Origin of the sequence: Phaeobacter italicus (assembly GCF_001258055.1) — a bacterium.
Taxonomy (GTDB): Bacteria; Pseudomonadota; Alphaproteobacteria; order Rhodobacterales; family Rhodobacteraceae; genus Phaeobacter; species Phaeobacter italicus.
Window position 1 is genome coordinate 45,374 of sequence record NZ_CVRM01000034.1, and the last position, 15,970, is coordinate 61,343.

Genomic DNA, 15,970 nt, shown 5'->3' on the forward strand with positions numbered 1-15,970 from the left:
AGGGCGGGCAGTCAAGCAAAATCATGATCATGGCAACGCAACGGACAAAATCTCGCGGTTTCAAACGCACGTCGCAGCTTCTCAACGACCAGATCCGCAAGGCTGGCGAAAGCCGGGGCTTTGCGGTGTCACGGCTGTTGACCCATTGGGAAGAGGTCGCGGGCCCGGATATCGCGCCAATCGCCAGACCGGTGAATGTGAATTACGGTCGTGGTGGTTTTGGGGCGACACTGACTTTGCTGACAACCGGTGCCAATGCGCCAATGCTTGAAATGCAAAAGGAAACGCTGCGGGCCAAGGTGAATGCGGTTTATGGCTACAATGCCATTTCCAAGGTGCGCATCACCCAGACCGCGCCCACCGGTTTTGCCGACGGGCAGGTTTCGTTCAAATACGCCCCCAAGGTGCAAAAGCCCCAACAGCCGGATCCGCAAGATGTAGCTGCGGCAGCCAAGGCGGCGACCGGGGTTGAAAATGATGACTTGCGCGCGGCCCTTGAACGGCTTGGGCGCAATGTTCTGACCAAACAAAAATCACTCAGAAAGGGGTACGAATGACCCGTTTGATGTCCGGTATCTTTGCGTCGCTCGCGGTAGCGGCTGGCGTTTATGGTTATGCCTCATTCCAGGGGAGCTCTGCCCTGCCGAGTAACCCGCTGATTGGCGCCGCCCATGCGCAGGAGGCCGAAGTCGATACCTCCACCATCATCGAAATGGTGCAGGGAGCCGAAGATGCGCCCGTTACGCTGATCGAATATGCGTCCTACACCTGCCCGCATTGCGCGAACTTTCACCAGGGCGCGTACAAACAGCTGAAAGAAGACTACATCGACACCGGCAAGGTGAAATTCATCTACCGTGAAGTCTATTTCGACCGCTACGGTCTTTGGGCTTCGATGATTGCGCGTTGTGGTGGCCCAGAGAAGTTCTTTGGCATCAGCGACCTGATCTACAAGGGCCAGTCTGACTGGGCTCGCGCGGGCGGCGCGACCGAAATCGTCGATGCGTTGCGCAAGATCGGCCTTCTCGCGGGGCTGGAAGAAGAGCAGCTCGAAGCATGTCTGCAGGATGGCGCCAAGGCGCAGACCCTCGTGAACTGGTATCAGGAAAACGCGACCGAGCACGGCATCGAATCCACGCCGTCCTTCATTCTGAACGGCAAGAAGATCTCCAATCAGTCCTACGCAGACTTCAAGGCGCTTATTGATGCGGAACTTGATGGCTGAGTTGCAAATGATGTGATCCGGGACAAACAAAACCCGCCCAAGAGGGCGGGTTTTTTGTATCTGTCGCGTGTTTTGGTTCGACCACTTCCATCGCTAGGGTGGCGGTGGTGCAATCTCACGCAGTTGCGCCAACAGTGCATCTTCGCCCGCAATCTGAAGCCGGACAGGCAGGGTGATGACCTTGCTGCGAAAGCTATCGGGGAGGCGAACGGCGTCCTTTTCCGTCGTGACCAGCTGCGCGCCCAAAAGCTTGGCTTCGTTTTCCAGCCGGGTCATCAGGGCAGCGGACAAAGGCTGGTGGTCATCCAGCGCCTCGGCCCGGCGCAGATCAGCCCCCAGGTCCCGCAGGGTTGCAAAGAATTTTTCGGGATGTCCGATGCCGGCGAAGGCCAGAACCGGGGTGCCAGCCCAGGGCATACCCGTCTGCAGCGGCTGTAGTGCCCCGGTGAAATGGGGCAGCGGAGCGATGCTGTTTGACCAATTCTGCGCAAACGTCTGCTGGGCAGCCGCTGACCCAAGGGACAAAACAAGGTCTGCGCGTTTCAGCCCGGCCTGAACTGGTTCGCGCAAAGGACCGGCAGGCAGACAGCGGCCATTGCCGAATCCCCGTGCTGCATCGACCACGACCACAGACATGTCTTTGGCCACGCTCGGATTCTGAAAGCCGTCGTCCAGCAGGATGACCGTGGCACCGGCCGCCACAGCCGCTTTGGCCCCGGCGGCGCGGTCCTCTGCTTTCCAGACCTCGCCAAAGGCGGCCAGCAGCAATGGCTCATCTCCGACCTGGCTCGCGCGGTGGCGGCTGGGGTCGACCTGGACCGGACCCTTGAGCGCGCCACCATAGCCGCGGGTCACGACATGGGGATCGTGCCCCATATCCCGCAGGCGTTCCTGAAACCAGATGACGGTGGGGGTCTTTCCGGTGCCACCGGCGTTGATATTACCGATGCAAATGACAGGGATAGGGACGCGCAGCCCCTCGGTCTTTGCAATCCGTCGAGCTGTGGCATGACCGTAGATTTGGCCAAGCGGCGCCAACAGGGTGGCGCGCAGGTCAAAGTCACGTGGGGGTTTGTCCCAGAAATCAGGAGCTTTCATATCTGTCCTCTCTCCTGTCCAGCAGGTCCTGGATCAGTTCCAGAAGATGATCTGTCATGCCTGCCCCTTCGGTTACGATGTCCCATCCGGCAAGAGCCATTTCGGCAGCTCGATCCGGGGCAGACAGGCTCAGCACCCCTTGTGCCAGTCCTTCCACGCCGTCAACCTCTAGGGCGGCACCGGCATCATGCAGGCGTTTGTAGGCGGCGTGATGGGTGCCAAGACCGGGACCGTGCAAGATCGCTGATCCAAGCGCGGCTGCATCTAGCGGGTTCTGACCGCCATTGCCCCGCGCCAGACTGCCCGCCAGCAGCGAGAGAGGCGCGAGCCTGTACCAAAGCCCGCTGTCTTCGGAGGAACACAAAAGAACCTGTGTGTAATCGTCGGGCTCTTCTCCACTGTCCCAATCTGCGAGCTGGAGGCCACTGTGCTGAATTGCGTCGCGGGCCTCAGCAAGATCATCTTCGTCGCGCATCGCCACCACCAGCAGAAGGCGGTGTAGCAATTTCAGAACGCTGCGATGAGCGTTCAGTATCGTATAGAGGTCCTGCAGATCGGTGTCTGAGGAAAACCAGATTGGCCGACTGCCGAGGATGGACTGCATATGGACAAGTTCGTCGTTGTTGCAGCCTGGCGGCGTTGCAGACAACCGCAGCGGATCACTGAGCGTCAGCTTGTCCCGCGCCACACCGATGCGCAGAAGCCGTGCCTCAGCTTCATGAGAAGGGGTTAGGATTTCCGTAAACCGATCCAGCATGCGGCGGCGTTGATCCGGCAGCCAGCGGCTGGTGCGTTCGGGCAATTCCTTTGGGGTGATGTCGACAAGAAGCGTGTCGATCTGCCGTTCGGCCAGTTGGCGCATCAGAACCCGGCGCAGATCGCCCCCGGACCAGATACAGAGATCAGGTCGCCAATGATCGAGAAACAGGCGAACATCGGATGGGGTATCCTCTGGCGGGGCCCCAATAGCGAGATCGCAGCCTTCAATCTTGGGGCGCGTGGTGATTTCTGGTCCCCAGGACACGAGGATCGACAGATCAGGGCGCAGCGATTTCAGGCGATGGCCGACGTCGCAGAGCGCCATGTATCGTTCCGTGGTGCTTGCGTGGACCCAAAGCAGCTCTCCCGCGGGGCGCGGGGGCCATTGCAGGCTGCGGTCTTGTAGGGCTGTCGGCCTCACCATTGCGTTGATCTTCCTGCAAACGCGCCGCTGTCAAAGCGGGCGCAGGCCCGGGCTCTTGGGGTCGAGCGCGGCAATCAGTTGACGGTGCAGAGACGGCGCGGCCGCCACTACCCCGTTAAGCGTAGGATGAGGATTGTTGAACCGCAAGTCGCGGCCAAATCGGTCGCTGCAGCGCCCCCCCGCTTCGCGCAGGATCAGATCTCCGGCTGCGATGTCCCATTCCCAGCTGGGGCGCAGCGTCAACATCCCGTCAAAGCGCGCATCGGCAACCCGCGCCATGCGATACGCCAGCGAAGGTCGGTGGCTGCGGCGGAAAGGGGGGACATTGCCGTCCAGCCAGTGAACAGGATCCTGCATCGGGCGGGCTGCCAGGATCTCTGCGTTTTCGAGATCCACCCGGGGTGAGATGGTAATTGCGGTGCCGTTACATTTGGCGCCTTCGCCGACAGCGGCGGTATACATCAGCTCGCGCTGGGGCAGATAAATGACCGCTGCCGTAATGCGACCGCGATCGGCAACAGCCAAGGCGTGGGCCCAGGTGCGCGAACCTTCGGCAAAGCTGCGGGTGCCATCAATCGGGTCGATGATAAACAGCCGCTCATGCGAGAGCCGGTCTGTGTTGTCTTCCGTTTCCTCGGACAGCCAACCGTAGTCGGGCCGTGCCGCAGGTAGCAGATCCGCCAGTGCTGCGTTGACTGCCAGATCTGCCTCTGTCACGGGGCCCGCACCATCGGGTTTGTCCCATTTGCGTGCATCAGGCCCGGAATACCGGCTTGCGGTATCTCCGGCGATTTCCGCCGCCCTGATCAGAAGCGCAAGATCTGTCTCCGGGTCAGTTGCCGGCAAGTGTCATCCCCTCGACCAGCAGTGATGGAACAACCCGCGACAGGTGGCTGCGGGCGTCATTGGCGGGCACGATGCTGCGCAACATGTCGCGCAGGTTGCCTGCGATGGTGCATTCATTGACCGGGTAGGCAATCTCTCCGTTCTCCACCCAGAAGCCAGCCGCCCCGCGGGAATAGTCGCCGGTGTTGGGATTGATGGTGGATCCGATCATGGATGTCACCAAAAGACCAGTGCCCATATCGGCCAACAGTTGTTCGCGCGACTGGTGTCCCTGGGTCAGGGCGATATTCCACTGCGACGGCGAGGGGACAGACCCAATGCCGCGTGCCGCGTTGCCCGTGCTGCTGAGCCCCAGTTTGCGCGCTGAGGCAAGATCGAGTGTCCAGCCAGTGAGAATACCGTCCTTGATGATGGCACGCCTTTGGGTTGGCAGACCTTCACCGTCAAACGGACGCGAGCCAGCCATCCGAGGGCGGTAGGGATCTTCGAGCACGCTGAGTGTATCGGGCAGGATCTGCTCTCCCATTGCGTCCTTCAGCCAGGAAGATCCCCGCGCGATAGAGCCACCGTTCACTGCAGCCAACAGATGGCCAATGAGTGACGAGGAGACCCGTTCGTCAAACAGGACAGGGTAGCTGCCTGTCTTGGGACGGCGTGCGTTCAGGCGGGCAATAGCGCGTTCGCCTGCCTGCTGGCCGATGTCTGCGGCGCTGCGCAGATCGGACTGAAATGTCCGCGAATCCCCGTCATAGTCCCGCTCCATCCCTGTTCCTGTGCCAGCGATCGCAGTACAGGAAATCGAACGGCTGGAACGTTTGTAGCCCCCGGAAAAGCCGTTGGTCGCAGCGAGGTGAACGGCGTGACTGCCGTATCCAGCCGCAGCGGATTGGACCTGTGTGACGCCTTCAATGGCCAGACCTGCTGCCTCAGCCGCGAGTGCATCGGCCTGCAGCATCGCGGGGGCCGGTTCCTCTGCCGGATCGAAAAGTTCCAGCGCGTCCAGATCCCAGTCCGTCGCGAGCTGTTCTGCAGCTGCCAGCCCGGCATATGGATCTTCGGGGGCTTCCTTTGCCATAGCGACCGCGCGTTCGGCCATTGCCTCGATGGTTTCGGCGCGGGTGTCCGAAGCCGATACTGTGGCTTGGCGCTGCCCGATGAAGACCCGCAGCCCGAGATCGATACCTTCAGAGCGTTCGGCGTGTTCCAGTGCACCCTGACGGACCTCGATAGACAGAGAGCTGCCTTCAGCGGCCATTGCATCGGCAGCGTCAGCGCCCGCTTTGCGAGCGGCGTCAATCAGGGCTTGGCAGAGGCTTTCTGGGGTCTGTGTCATGTGCACCTACATCGGTTTGGTTGCACCTAGAGCTAGACAGACCCGCCAGCCGTCGCAAGGGCGCAGACGAAAAAAGGGGCCGCAAAATGCAGCCCCTTTGAGAGATTGACGCAGGAAATGCGATTACTTGATGCGCTGGCCGTTTGCTTTGATCTGGCCATCCTCGGTCAGTTCGATCTTGGAGGTCAGAGTATCTTCGCCGTCGCCCGGTACAGCCAGCAGACCCATCATCATGCGGGCGCCCATTGCGTCGCTGTCAGACACCAGCCCCATGCTGATCAGGGTGTCGAGCAGGGTGTTGGCGCCGACAAGTTTGAGATTGGCCTCACCAGAAGGTGCGGGCATGCCATCGTAGGTTTCCAGATCATCGTTGTTGAAGGTAAAGTCGCCGGTTCCAGTCAGTTCGGCGCCTGCCACAGAGACTTCGAGCGCATTGACCGAAAGGGCATTCAGCTCACCCGGAGCCAGCTCACCGTTGTCGATTGCTTCCATCGAGGCCGGGTCAAACATGTCAAACGCCAGCTTGGCCTTGCCTGCCAGATCAATCGCGATGGTTGCCGGATCGTGAGGCAGTGCGCCGGTCGGGTCAACCATACCCCAGAGCACCTCGGGGACGTCGAAGTCGCGAAGGAACACTGCCAGGCCAAAGTCCTGCTCTTCGTCCGATTTGGTCACAGGCACCATGAGCTTAAACCCGGTCTCGGCCATGGAAAGGGCCAGGGGGAACGGAATGTCCGACCCGCTGATGTTCAGCTCGGTCTGGTTCTGACGCACATCATAGGTGAGGCCTGCGTCGCTCATGTCAAAGGAGATCGAACCCCCTTGCGACGCGCTTTCCATTGCAAAACTGTCGCGACGCTCGCGGCCGGAGATTGCGCTGTTGCCGCCGGCAAAGTCGAAACGACCCGAGGCGCTCAGACCATTGCGCAAAAGTGCGGCCATGTCGGCGCTTTCCGTTCCGTCAGGAATGGATGTCGTGCCGTTGAACGTCAGTCCCTGCAAAGCCCCTTTGAAGCTGCCCTCACCCTTGCCTTCGGGGTCTGTGACGCCAAAGTCATAGTCCAGTGACGCGCTGGTCAGGGTCTGCTCGTAGCTACGCAGATCGGTTTTTGTCATTACCGTCTTTGTGACCACATCGGTCAGCGTCGCTTTGAATTTTACAGCCTCTGCCGGAATGTCCTCTCCCGGGACGCTCAGACCAGAAAGGGAGAACCCCATAAGGGCAGTGGCATAGTCATAGGTCATTTCATCCGTATCACCGGAGACCAGCATCGGGCTGCCGTCATGGGAGTAGATGAAGGTGCCTTCGACCGCGCCGTCGGGGCCATCCATCTTGAACTGCAGCGGCATTTCCTTTGGCAGGAGAATGTTTACGGTTCCGTCGCCGTTTTCGACGAACTGAATGTTCGGCATTGCGATGGAACCGCTTGCCTCAGCGTCCATCACCGGCATTTCCAGAAGCAGATCGGAGACTGTCAGCGTATTGCCTGACTTGGCTTCTGTCCCCGTGACCTTATAGCCCGTGGTCGTCATGTAGGACTTCCAGTCCGACCAGACGTCCTGTGCAGACACATCGGCCAGTGCGGCCTGCGCGGACAGGCTCAGGACAATCGCTGCGCCGCAGCTGCGTGCGAATGAAACGGACATGAGAATACCTTTCATGGTCAAAAAATTTGCGCCAACATTGGCAGGTCGGACAGCCGAAACAAGGGGGCATCGCTCTGGACCGTTCCCCGTAAGCAGTCTACCACATTTCAAAACAGGGATTTGGAGATTTATCAGATGGACATCAAGGGCAAGACAGTTGTGATCACCGGCGCCAGCCGAGGTATCGGGGCCGATGCTGCCCGTGTTTTTGCAGCCGAGGGCGCCAATCTGGCCTTGCTGGCAAGGAGCAAAGACAGCCTGACAGCGCTGGCAGAAGAGATCGGCGAAAATGTGCTGACCTTTGCCTGTGATGTGTCCGACTATGCTGCTGTGGCCGACGCAATTGAAAAGACCCATGCGCATTTCGGTTCCCTGGATGTCCTGATCAACAACGCTGGCGTCGTGGATCCGATTGCCCGGCTGGAGGCCGCAGAGCCCGATGATTGGGGCAAGCTGATTGATATCAACGTCAAAGGCGTTTTCTACGGCATGCGTGCAGCGCTTCCCGTCATGAAGGCAGCGGGTAAGGGAACCATCCTCACCGTTAGTTCTGGGGCCGCACATAACCCTGTCGAGGGATGGAGCGGCTATTGCACATCCAAGGCTGGGGCGGCGATGCTGACCCGCAGCCTGCATCTGGAAGAGGCGGAAAACGGCATTCGCGCCATGGGGCTGTCGCCGGGAACAGTTGCTACCGAAATGCAGCGCGTGATCAAGGCAAGCGGCGTCAACCCTGTCAGCCAGCTTGATTGGTCTGTCCATATTCCGGCCGAATGGCCCGCCCGTGCGTTGCTATGGATGTGCGGCACGGATGCGGATGAGTTTCTGGGCGAAGAGATTTCACTGCGCGAAGAGGCCATCCGCAAACGGGTCGGTCTGATATGATCCAGCTGGATATCGCGGAGAATGGACTTTGGACGGTTACGTTGAACCGTCCCGAAAAGGCAAATGCTCTTACGGCACAGATGCTGGAAGAGCTCTGTGATATCGCTGGGCAGGCTCATGTCGCGCGCGGCCTGATCCTGACAGGGGCGGGCAAGGTGTTCAGCGCCGGCGCCGACCTTGATGCTGCGCGGGCAGGGCTTGCCACCTCTCCCCTGTGGGAGCGCCTGTCAGGCGCGATCGCGGATTTGCCCTGCCTCACGATTGCGGCGCTCAATGGCACGCTGGCCGGTGGGGCAAACGGCATGGCCCTTGCCTGTGATCTGCGAATTGCAGTGCCGACGGCCAAGGTGTTTTATCCAGTGATGAAGCTTGGCTATCGCCCGCAACCGTCAGATGCACGGCGAATGACAGCTTTGATTGGTCCGGCCCGTACCAAGCTGATCCTTGCCGCTGGGCAGAAAATACCCGCAGAGGACGCCTTTGCGTTCGGTCTAGTGGACCGCATCGTCCCGCCGGAGGAACTGCTGGACACCGCTCGGGAGCTGATGGCCGATGCGCTTGCCGCGGATGCGGCAACAGCGGCAGCCATTCTTGCGGACTGCACCCGCGAGCTTTGACCCGGCTTACCTTTTGCGCCGCCCGCCCGTCACACGTGACCGGAATGCGGGCGGTCGCTTTTGGATCCACGCAATGAATTTGGCGAGACGCGGATGGGTCCGCAAGGCAGCAACCGTGTTGTAACTACGTGCCAGCTCAGCTTCGCTCAGCGTTGCATGGATTTCCTTGTGGCAGATGTGATGCAGCAGCACCGTGGGGCCACCCTTGCCGCCTTTCAGCTTTGGGATCAGGTGGTGCAGGCTCTGGTCAACATCCGCAGGGATCGGGCGCCCGCACAAGGGGCAGATCGGCGGCGTTTCGGCAGGCGGTGACATTTGCAGGCTCTCTGGGTATGGCTGGGCGATGATGCAAAGATGCAGCGCGCACGGCTGATGACAAGCGGTGAGGCGGCAATCCGTAATTAGAGGCATGAGAGAGTGGCGAAACAGCAGGCAGAGATCTGGGACGCTGTGGTCGTGGGGGCCGGACCCGCAGGTTTGCGTGCGGCCGAAACGCTGGGCGCGGCCGGCTATCGTGTTCTGATTGCCGACGCCAAACCGTCGGTCGCCCGAAAGTTCCTGATGGCAGGCAAGTCGGGGCTGAACCTGACCAAGGACGAACCCCGCGAGCAGTTGCAGGCAAACTATGGCGACAAGGCTGCCTGGCTTGCACCCATGCTGGCGCATTGCAGCGCGCAGGAGGTGCAGGACTGGGCCCGTGGATTGGGCGTGACGCTGTTTTCCGGCTCAACCGGGCGGGTGTTTCCTGTCGAAATGAAGGCGTCACCCCTATTGCGGGCCTGGCTGTCCCGGCTCGACAGCTATGGGGTAGAGCGCCGAACCCGATGGCGTTGGCAGGGCTGGGACGGCGACGCGCTTTTGTTTGACACCGTGGAGGGCCCGCAACGCGTTGATGCCCGCTGCACGGTTCTGGCAATGGGCGGCGCGAGCTGGTCGCGCTTGGGGCCAGATGGGGCCTGGGCCGATGTCCTGATGCGCAAGGCCGTGCCGCTGGCACCTTTCAAACCGGCAAATGTTGGTCTCTTGGTGGACTGGTCTGCCTATATGGCGTCCCATTTTGGTGCCCCGCTCAAGGGGATCGCCCTCATGGCGGGTGATCTGGTGAGCCGGGGAGAGGCCGTGATTTCGGATCGCGGTCTTGAAGGGGGTGGTGTTTACACTGTCTGCGCGGCAGTGCGCGAGGGGGCGCCGCTGACGATAGATTTGCTGCCGGATCTGAGCGCGAAAGAAATCGCCCAAAGGCTGGCGCGCCCGCGCGGCAAGGCCAGCTGGTCCAGCCATATGCGAAAAGTGCTGAAGCTTAGTCCACCGCGGCTTGCTCTGCTGCAGGAGTTTTGCCGCCCGCTGCCCACTGATCCTGAGGCGCTTGCCGGTGTATTGAAATCGATCCCTGTTCAACACGCCGGACTGCGGCCGATGGATGAGGCGATTTCAACTGCGGGTGGGGTGACTGTTGAGGCCTTGGATGACCAGCTGATGCTGCGTGCGCTTCCCGGCGTGTTCTGCGCTGGTGAAATGCTGGACTGGGAGGCCCCGACGGGTGGGTATCTGCTTACCGCCTGCCTGGCCACAGGTCGCTGGGCCGGGCAGGGCGCAATTGCATATCTGCGCGATCTTACTTGACCGAGGCCGCGACCTTCTGAAACGCGGGCCGACTGCGCATCCGCTTGCTGTATTCAAGCAGCGCCTTGTTTTCGAGCGGAAATTTCGCAGAGTATGCCCAGTTTAGGCAGTGCGTGCAGATGATGTCTGCGATGGTGAAGTCTTCCCCCATCAGGTAGGGGCCCTGCATGCGCGCTTCGAGCCGGTTCAGGCTGCGGGCAAATTCCCATTTCAGACTGTCTTTCAGCTCAGGAACGCGTTTGTCCTCTGGCAAGATGAAGCTGTGGCGTGCAGCCGTCCAAAGCACGGCGTCCAGTTCATCAAGCAACATATGCGTCACGGCGTCCTGTTTCGCCCGTGCAAGCGTACCAGCTCGGGCGGTTAACTGTCCGTGCTTGTCAGCGAGATAGGTGATGATCGCAGTCGAATCCGTGATCGCCTCGCCGTCTTCGACCAGGATCGGCACCTTACCCGACGGATTGAGCGCAAGGACATCCGGGCTCTGCGGTAGGGCGGGGTTCAGATCATACTCCTGCCCCAACTCTTCCAGCGCCCAAAGAACACGATAGCAACGGGTAAGCTGCTTGCCGATGACGGTGTACATAACGTCCAATCTCCCTAACTCTCTTACGCGAAAGGAAGCGGTTTGCAGGGCGCAGGTCAAGCCAGCCTCACCCGGCTGTGAAGGCGACGCAGCGTCGAAGTCGTCGGCTCAGTTCACTCGGCTGAGGCGGGCCAGCTGAATAAGCGCGCGCTCCATCAAGGCCAGGGCCGGCGCCGTCTGCCCGGCAGACCGCAGCTGCAGATCCGTGTCGGTAAGCAGCGTCAACGCAGTTTCCAGTTTGAAGGCGCCCCAGCTTTGCGCCTGGCGCAACAGGCGGTCGCGCCGTTTCCCGTAGGCGGGAGGCCGAAGCCGTCCGATGCCCTGTGCGGGGCCACCGGGGTCTGATGCGATGGTGTAAAGGGTGCGGAAATGCCGGGTTGCCCCGATACAGAGCGTAACCGCGTTGGTGCCCTGGGCTTGCAGTCGGCCCATCAATGGTCCGATTTCCGCTCCGCGCCCCTCGGCCACGATATTGAGCATGTCATCCAGCGCAGCTTCGGTGGATTGCGGCGCGACGGCCTGAATGTCGTCGAGCGTCAGGGGAGAGCTGTCTTCGTATTTGTACAACGCGAGTTTTTCCACCATGCGGGAAAAATCGCCGGGGCCAATATCGTTGGCGATGTCGACCAGTGCGGACATGCTGTCCCCGGGCACATCGCGAATCTGCGCTTCGCTCAGAATACGTTCGATTTCGCTGCGCGAGGGTGGGTCGTCATAGATGCCGGTGGCATAGGCATTGCCGTGCCCTTCGAAGGCTTTTCGCAGTTTGGATGTCGCCTTGAGCTGGCCGGCCGTCACGACAATCTGCGCGTCTCCCGGCTGCCAGGCCTCAAGAGCCGAGATGATCGCTGGCGTCGCGGTGTCGTTGGCGTCCTCGACAAAGACCGCCCGGATACCTGGGAAAAATCCAACGGCCTTGACCGCATCCATCAACTGGGCCGGATCCTTGCGCAGATCAGAGGCGGGCATCCGGGTCAGGCGCATTTCCTCTTCGGCTGTTGGGCCAAGCAGGGCCGCAAGCATCTGCTGACGCTTGAGAGATACGCGCATCGCATCGGACCCATAAATCAGGATACCGGTCTTGCCCGAATCCGGGCGGGCAAAATAGCCCTCGGCCTCGCGCGGGCTCAGTTTCATTCCCCGGCCTGTTCCGTTGATTGGCGGCCCTCGGCCAGATTGACCGTGGTCAGCAGTTCGATCGTGATCTGATCAGCAAGAATCGTCATCAGTCTGCGCTGCGCGTCGCGTTCGCCAGCAAGTGTTTCCACCGTGCTGCCCGTTGCCGAATAGCCCGTGAAGTTCTGCACATTGCCGCTGGCAACGATCATGCCGTCGGCCTGACGGGTCAGAATGTAATCCACGTAACCGACGACGGAATAGCGGGTGATTTCGTTGTCGGCGGTGATCGCCTGACCTTCGCTGCGGGTGCGCAGGTTCAGATCAAGCGTATAGGCCCCTGTTGCGGTTCGCCCCAGTCGTTCCTCAAGGTTTTGAACGAGAAAATAGGCGTCCGAATCGTCCTTGGCCCCAAGCGTTTCGGGGGCCTGAACCGTCACGGCACCATAAAGAGCCGTGCCCGTGCCGCCCGGCGCGTAGACCGGCGTAAACCCGCAGGCCGCAACCAGAAAGGTTGCGGCCAAAGCGGCGAGATATCCGTGTTTAAGCCACGACATTCACAATACGACCCGGCACAACGATCACCTTTTTCGGGGCGCCGCCATTCAGCGCCTTTTGCACAGCTTCATGCGCGAGGGCGAGTTTTTCAACCTCCGCCTTGTCGAGATCCTTGGCAACGGTGATTTCACCACGACGTTTGCCGTTGATCTGGATGGGCAGGGTTACGCTGTCTTCGACCAGCATCGTGTCGTCGGCCACCGGCCAAGACGCCGTTGCGCAGAGACCTGCGCCACCTTGATGATGCCAGATGTCCTCTGCCAGGTGCGGGGTCATGGGTGACATCAGCTGTGCCAGCGTCATGATGGCCTGCTTTTGTGCCGCAGTACCCGCCTTGGATTTCGCCAGCGTGTTGGTAAAGCCATAAAGCTTTGCGATCGCGGCATTGAACCCGAAGGTTTCGATGCTGAGGGTTACATCCCGGATCGCCTTGTGCATTTCGCGCAGCAGCTCGTCATCACCGCTGCCTGTCGCGTCGGGCTCCATGCTGGCGATCTTGTCGCAGAGGTTCCAGACACGGTTCAGGTGTTTGTGCGCGGCTTCTGCACCTGCGGCGGTCCATTCCACGTCCCGCTCGGGCGGGCTATCGGACAGCACGAACCAGCGCGCGGTGTCCGCACCATAGGACGAGATGATCTGTAGCGGATCGACAACGTTGTTCTTCGACTTCGACATCTTGGCGGATGGAATCACCTTGATCGCTTCGCCGGTGTCTTTGACGTAGACGCCGCCATCCCGTTCTTCCACCTCTTCGGGGTAGTGGTAGATCGGGCGCCCATTCTCGGTCTTGCGTTCTGCGTTCTCGTAGATCGCATGGGTCACCATGCCCTGTGTAAAGAGCGCGTTGAACGGTTCTTTTGCCTTTTCAGGCAGGTGGCCACAGATCTGCATCGCACGAGCAAAGAAGCGCGAATAGAGCAGGTGAAGAATCGCGTGTTCGATACCGCCGATGTACTGATCGACATTCATCCAATATTCCGCGTCCTCCATCCGGGTCGGAGTATCTGCATCCGGCGCGGTGAAGCGGGCAAAGTACCAAGACGAATCGACGAATGTATCCATCGTGTCGGTTTCACGTTTGGCCGGTTTGCCGCAGGTCGGGCAGTCGCAGTCACGCCAAGTCGGGTGACGATCCAGCGGGTTGCCGGGCTTGTCAAAGCTGACATCGTCGGGCAGGCGGACAGGCAGGTTCTCTTTCTTTTCGGGAACGACGCCACAGCTGTCACAATGGACGACGGGAATCGGGCATCCCCAATAGCGCTGACGGGACAGACCCCAATCGCGCAGACGGAACTTGGTTACGCCTTCGCCCCAGCCGTCAGCCTCCGCCTTGTCGACGGCCGCATTCACGGCCTCTTCGCCGGTTTGTTCGCCGTTTCCGGAGAAACCTTTTACGTAGCGAACTTTCTCGGCCTTTGTCGGGACGTAGGCTTCGCTCAGATCGCCGCCTTCACTGCTGGGATCTTCAAACACCGGGATGATCGGCAGGTCGTATTTGGTGGCGAATTCGAAATCGCGCTGATCGTGAGCCGGGCACGCAAAGATCGCGCCAGTGCCATAGTCCATCAGAATGAAGTTCGCGATCCAGACAGGCAGTTCCCAGTTCGGATCGAGGGGGTGTTTCACTTTGATGCCGGTGTCATAGCCCAGCTTTTCAGCGGTCTCGATGGCTTCCTCTGTGGTGCCGCCCTTGCGGCACTCGGCAACAAATGCCGCGACTTCGTCCGATTCGGCCTCCAGCGCTTTGGCAATCGGGTGGTCGGGCGAAATGCCGACAAAGGACGCCCCCATCAGCGTGTCGGGCCGTGTGGTGTAGACTTCAATCGCTTCGCCGCCATCGGTGCGTTCAAAGGAGAACTGCAATCCGCGCGACTTGCCGATCCAGTTTTCCTGCATCAGGCGGACCTTGGCAGGCCAGTTCTCGAGGCTGTCGAGCGCGTCCAGAAGCTCTTCTGAATAGTCGGAGATCTTGAAGAACCACTGGGTCAGCTCACGCCGTTCCACCAGCGCGCCCGAGCGCCAGCCGCGCCCGTTTTCAACCTGTTCGTTGGCCAGAACGGTCATATCGACCGGGTCCCAGTTCACCACCGCGTTCTTGCGGTAAACCAGGCCTTTTTCAAGGAAATCAAGGAAGAGGGCCTGCTGCTGACCATAGTATTCCGGATCACAGGTCGCAAATTCGCGGCTCCAGTCGATCGACAGTCCCAGAGGCTTCATCTGACCGCGCATGTCCGCGATGTTTTTGTAGGTCCAGTCTTTAGGATGGCCCCCGGATGCCATCGCGGCGTTTTCTGCGGGCATCCCGAAGGCGTCCCATCCCATCGGATGCAGCACGTTGTGGCCGGTCGACAGCTTGTAGCGGGCGACAACGTCACCCATGGTGTAGTTGCGCACATGTCCCATATGAATACGTCCGGACGGATAGGGGAACATTTCCAGCACGTAATATTTGGGTTTGTCGTCTGTGCGGTTTGCCTGAAAAATCCCGGCTTTTTCCCAGGCGTCCTGCCAACGCGCTTCGATTTCCGGGGCAACATAACGGGGCATCACAGCAGTCCTTCGTAGATAAAAACGCCAGGTTTTTGGCCTGGCGCTTGTGATAGTGATGTTTGCCCAGCTGTTCCAGTGGGCAGAAAAGGGGGGGGCGCCTCGCGTCAGAGCTTGCGATCGGCAATCCGCAACTGGCGGGCCCGCGAGAGAATCGCATCCTCAATCGCGCGGGCGGTACTGGCGCTGACGGGACCATTCCGGGTCTGCAGCGAGACATTCAGTGAGCGGGCATCCAGCGCCGGGTCTTTGATGTGAACAGTCGCGCGATAGGCCCGACCACCACCCGGAGGTGTGCCATAGCCTGTCACGATAACGCCGGTGTAGGGTTCAACCGTTTGAAGCGGCAGGAAATCCAGCACATCCAGCGTCGCAGTCCAAAGATAGCGATTCACCTGAACGATCTGCTCGGCCTTTGTCGGTTTGAAGGCGTCCCAGATAGTGGTCCCCTTGTATGTGTCCGGATCCCGAGGGTTTCCGCCAATCACGTTTTCACTGTAGGTAGACGGGCCTTTGCGGCTCTTGCCGCCAAATGCACCACAGCTGGCTGTTACAGCCACAAGCGAAAGAAGTCCGAGAGTCGTAAGCCAGCGCATGATGGGCAAGATCCGTTACTATTACCGGTTGCGGACTAGTCCTAGACAAGCGATCAGGCGGCAACAAGCCTATTCTTTAATAGACTCCCCCTGTGCGAAGCCGTTGATGCGGC

At 60.2% G+C, this 15,970-nt stretch carries 16 protein-coding genes; 5 read left to right on the forward strand and 11 right to left on the reverse strand.

Annotated features, from left to right (window positions below; genetic code table 11):
- The first annotated feature begins 29 nt into the window (after positions 1-29).
- A complete protein-coding gene (locus tag NIT7645_RS16465) occupies positions 30-557 on the forward strand; it encodes a DUF721 domain-containing protein (protein ID WP_008562156.1) in 528 nt (175 codons plus the stop codon).
- Positions 554-1,225, forward strand: coding sequence for a DsbA family protein (locus NIT7645_RS16470; RefSeq protein WP_008562503.1), 672 nt, complete (start codon positions 554-556; stop codon positions 1,223-1,225). Before NIT7645_RS16465 ends, NIT7645_RS16470 begins: the two co-directional genes overlap by 4 nt.
- 93 nt (positions 1,226-1,318) lie before the next feature.
- On the opposite strand, the gene lpxK is transcribed toward NIT7645_RS16470, so the two are convergent.
- The 5 genes from lpxK to NIT7645_RS16495 all read right to left on the reverse strand — a co-directional run bounded on the left by lpxK (position 1,319) and on the right by NIT7645_RS16495 (position 7,332).
- Positions 1,319-2,323 carry a tetraacyldisaccharide 4'-kinase gene (gene lpxK / locus NIT7645_RS16475; protein WP_008560657.1) on the reverse strand — a complete coding sequence of 335 codons (1,005 nt, stop codon included), beginning with the start codon at positions 2,321-2,323 and terminating at the stop codon, positions 1,319-1,321.
- On the reverse strand, positions 2,310-3,506 hold the full coding sequence (locus NIT7645_RS16480) for a 3-deoxy-D-manno-octulosonic acid transferase (RefSeq protein ID WP_008563095.1): 1,197 nt from the start codon (positions 3,504-3,506) through the stop codon (positions 2,310-2,312). The genes lpxK and NIT7645_RS16480 overlap by 14 nt, the downstream gene beginning before the upstream one ends.
- 30 nt (positions 3,507-3,536) lie before the next feature.
- Positions 3,537-4,352, reverse strand: a complete 816-nt coding sequence (locus tag NIT7645_RS16485) for a 3'(2'),5'-bisphosphate nucleotidase CysQ (protein ID WP_008561756.1) — start codon at positions 4,350-4,352, stop codon at positions 3,537-3,539.
- Entirely contained in the window at positions 4,339-5,685 is a 1,347-nt protein-coding gene (locus NIT7645_RS16490) for a TldD/PmbA family protein (protein WP_008562623.1), read from the reverse strand. Before NIT7645_RS16490 ends, NIT7645_RS16485 begins: the two co-directional genes overlap by 14 nt.
- A gap of 123 nt (positions 5,686-5,808) precedes the next feature.
- The gene (locus NIT7645_RS16495; protein WP_050687627.1) at positions 5,809-7,332 is read right to left on the reverse strand and encodes a DUF2125 domain-containing protein; all 1,524 of its coding nucleotides are present in this window, start codon (positions 7,330-7,332) and stop codon (positions 5,809-5,811) included.
- A 135-nt stretch (positions 7,333-7,467) separates the two neighbouring features.
- Here NIT7645_RS16495 and NIT7645_RS16500 point away from each other — a divergent pair, with 135 nt between their 5' ends.
- Both NIT7645_RS16500 and NIT7645_RS16505 read left to right on the forward strand, forming a co-directional pair.
- On the forward strand, positions 7,468-8,217 hold the full coding sequence (locus tag NIT7645_RS16500; RefSeq protein WP_008559302.1) for an SDR family oxidoreductase: 750 nt from the start codon (positions 7,468-7,470) through the stop codon (positions 8,215-8,217).
- Complete coding sequence (locus NIT7645_RS16505; RefSeq protein ID WP_008559060.1) at positions 8,214-8,834, forward strand: enoyl-CoA hydratase/isomerase family protein; 621 nt, start codon at positions 8,214-8,216, stop codon at positions 8,832-8,834. Before NIT7645_RS16500 ends, NIT7645_RS16505 begins: the two co-directional genes overlap by 4 nt.
- Positions 8,835-8,840: 6 nt before the next feature.
- Here NIT7645_RS16505 and NIT7645_RS16510 read toward each other — a convergent pair whose 3' ends face one another.
- A complete protein-coding gene (locus NIT7645_RS16510) occupies positions 8,841-9,149 on the reverse strand; it encodes an HNH endonuclease family protein (RefSeq protein WP_046211751.1) in 309 nt (102 codons plus the stop codon).
- Positions 9,150-9,251: 102 nt separating this feature from the next.
- Here NIT7645_RS16510 and NIT7645_RS16515 point away from each other — a divergent pair, with 102 nt between their 5' ends.
- The gene (locus NIT7645_RS16515; RefSeq protein ID WP_008560416.1) at positions 9,252-10,457 is read left to right on the forward strand and encodes a TIGR03862 family flavoprotein; all 1,206 of its coding nucleotides are present in this window, start codon (positions 9,252-9,254) and stop codon (positions 10,455-10,457) included.
- Here NIT7645_RS16515 and NIT7645_RS16520 read toward each other — a convergent pair.
- From NIT7645_RS16520 to NIT7645_RS16540, 5 genes are all read right to left on the reverse strand, one after another.
- Positions 10,450-11,040, reverse strand: a complete 591-nt coding sequence (locus NIT7645_RS16520; protein WP_008562739.1) for a glutathione S-transferase family protein — start codon at positions 11,038-11,040, stop codon at positions 10,450-10,452. The genes NIT7645_RS16515 and NIT7645_RS16520 overlap by 8 nt on opposite strands.
- Before the next feature lie 108 nt (positions 11,041-11,148).
- The gene (holA, locus tag NIT7645_RS16525; protein WP_008562548.1) at positions 11,149-12,177 is read right to left on the reverse strand and encodes a DNA polymerase III subunit delta; all 1,029 of its coding nucleotides are present in this window, start codon (positions 12,175-12,177) and stop codon (positions 11,149-11,151) included.
- Positions 12,174-12,713 (reverse strand): lipoprotein, encoded by a 540-nt coding sequence (locus NIT7645_RS16530; protein WP_037302602.1) that lies wholly within the window; start codon positions 12,711-12,713, stop codon positions 12,174-12,176. The genes holA and NIT7645_RS16530 overlap by 4 nt, the downstream gene beginning before the upstream one ends.
- Complete coding sequence (gene leuS, locus NIT7645_RS16535; RefSeq protein ID WP_008563196.1) at positions 12,700-15,261, reverse strand: leucine--tRNA ligase; 2,562 nt, start codon at positions 15,259-15,261, stop codon at positions 12,700-12,702. The genes NIT7645_RS16530 and leuS overlap by 14 nt, the downstream gene beginning before the upstream one ends.
- 107 nt (positions 15,262-15,368) lie before the next feature.
- A complete protein-coding gene (locus NIT7645_RS16540; protein WP_037302601.1) occupies positions 15,369-15,857 on the reverse strand; it encodes a DUF3576 domain-containing protein in 489 nt (162 codons plus the stop codon).
- Between the last annotated feature and the right edge of the window lie 113 nt (positions 15,858-15,970).

What these genes read in the sequence shown, in the direction of transcription:
- NIT7645_RS16505 (WP_008559060.1), top strand. Translation starts at nt 8,214, where the DNA reads ATGATCCAGCTGGATATCGCGGAGAATGGACTTTGGACGGTTACGTTG.
- NIT7645_RS16500 (WP_008559302.1), top strand. Translation starts at nt 7,468, where the DNA reads ATGGACATCAAGGGCAAGACAGTTGTGATCACCGGCGCCAGCCGAGGT.
- NIT7645_RS16480 (WP_008563095.1), bottom strand. Translation starts at nt 3,506, where the DNA reads ATGGTGAGGCCGACAGCCCTACAAGACCGCAGCCTGCAATGGCCCCCG.
- lpxK (WP_008560657.1), bottom strand. Translation starts at nt 2,323, where the DNA reads ATGAAAGCTCCTGATTTCTGGGACAAACCCCCACGTGACTTTGACCTG.
- holA (WP_008562548.1), bottom strand. Translation starts at nt 12,177, where the DNA reads ATGAAACTGAGCCCGCGCGAGGCCGAGGGCTATTTTGCCCGCCCGGAT.
- NIT7645_RS16540 (WP_037302601.1), bottom strand. Translation starts at nt 15,857, where the DNA reads ATGCGCTGGCTTACGACTCTCGGACTTCTTTCGCTTGTGGCTGTAACA.
- NIT7645_RS16490 (WP_008562623.1), bottom strand. Translation starts at nt 5,685, where the DNA reads ATGACACAGACCCCAGAAAGCCTCTGCCAAGCCCTGATTGACGCCGCT.
- NIT7645_RS16495 (WP_050687627.1), bottom strand. Translation starts at nt 7,332, where the DNA reads ATGTCCGTTTCATTCGCACGCAGCTGCGGCGCAGCGATTGTCCTGAGC.
- NIT7645_RS16510 (WP_046211751.1), bottom strand. Translation starts at nt 9,149, where the DNA reads ATGTCACCGCCTGCCGAAACGCCGCCGATCTGCCCCTTGTGCGGGCGC.
- NIT7645_RS16465 (WP_008562156.1), top strand. Translation starts at nt 30, where the DNA reads ATGGCAACGCAACGGACAAAATCTCGCGGTTTCAAACGCACGTCGCAG.
- NIT7645_RS16530 (WP_037302602.1), bottom strand. Translation starts at nt 12,713, where the DNA reads ATGTCGTGGCTTAAACACGGATATCTCGCCGCTTTGGCCGCAACCTTT.
- NIT7645_RS16470 (WP_008562503.1), top strand. Translation starts at nt 554, where the DNA reads ATGACCCGTTTGATGTCCGGTATCTTTGCGTCGCTCGCGGTAGCGGCT.
- leuS (WP_008563196.1), bottom strand. Translation starts at nt 15,261, where the DNA reads ATGCCCCGTTATGTTGCCCCGGAAATCGAAGCGCGTTGGCAGGACGCC.
- NIT7645_RS16520 (WP_008562739.1), bottom strand. Translation starts at nt 11,040, where the DNA reads ATGTACACCGTCATCGGCAAGCAGCTTACCCGTTGCTATCGTGTTCTT.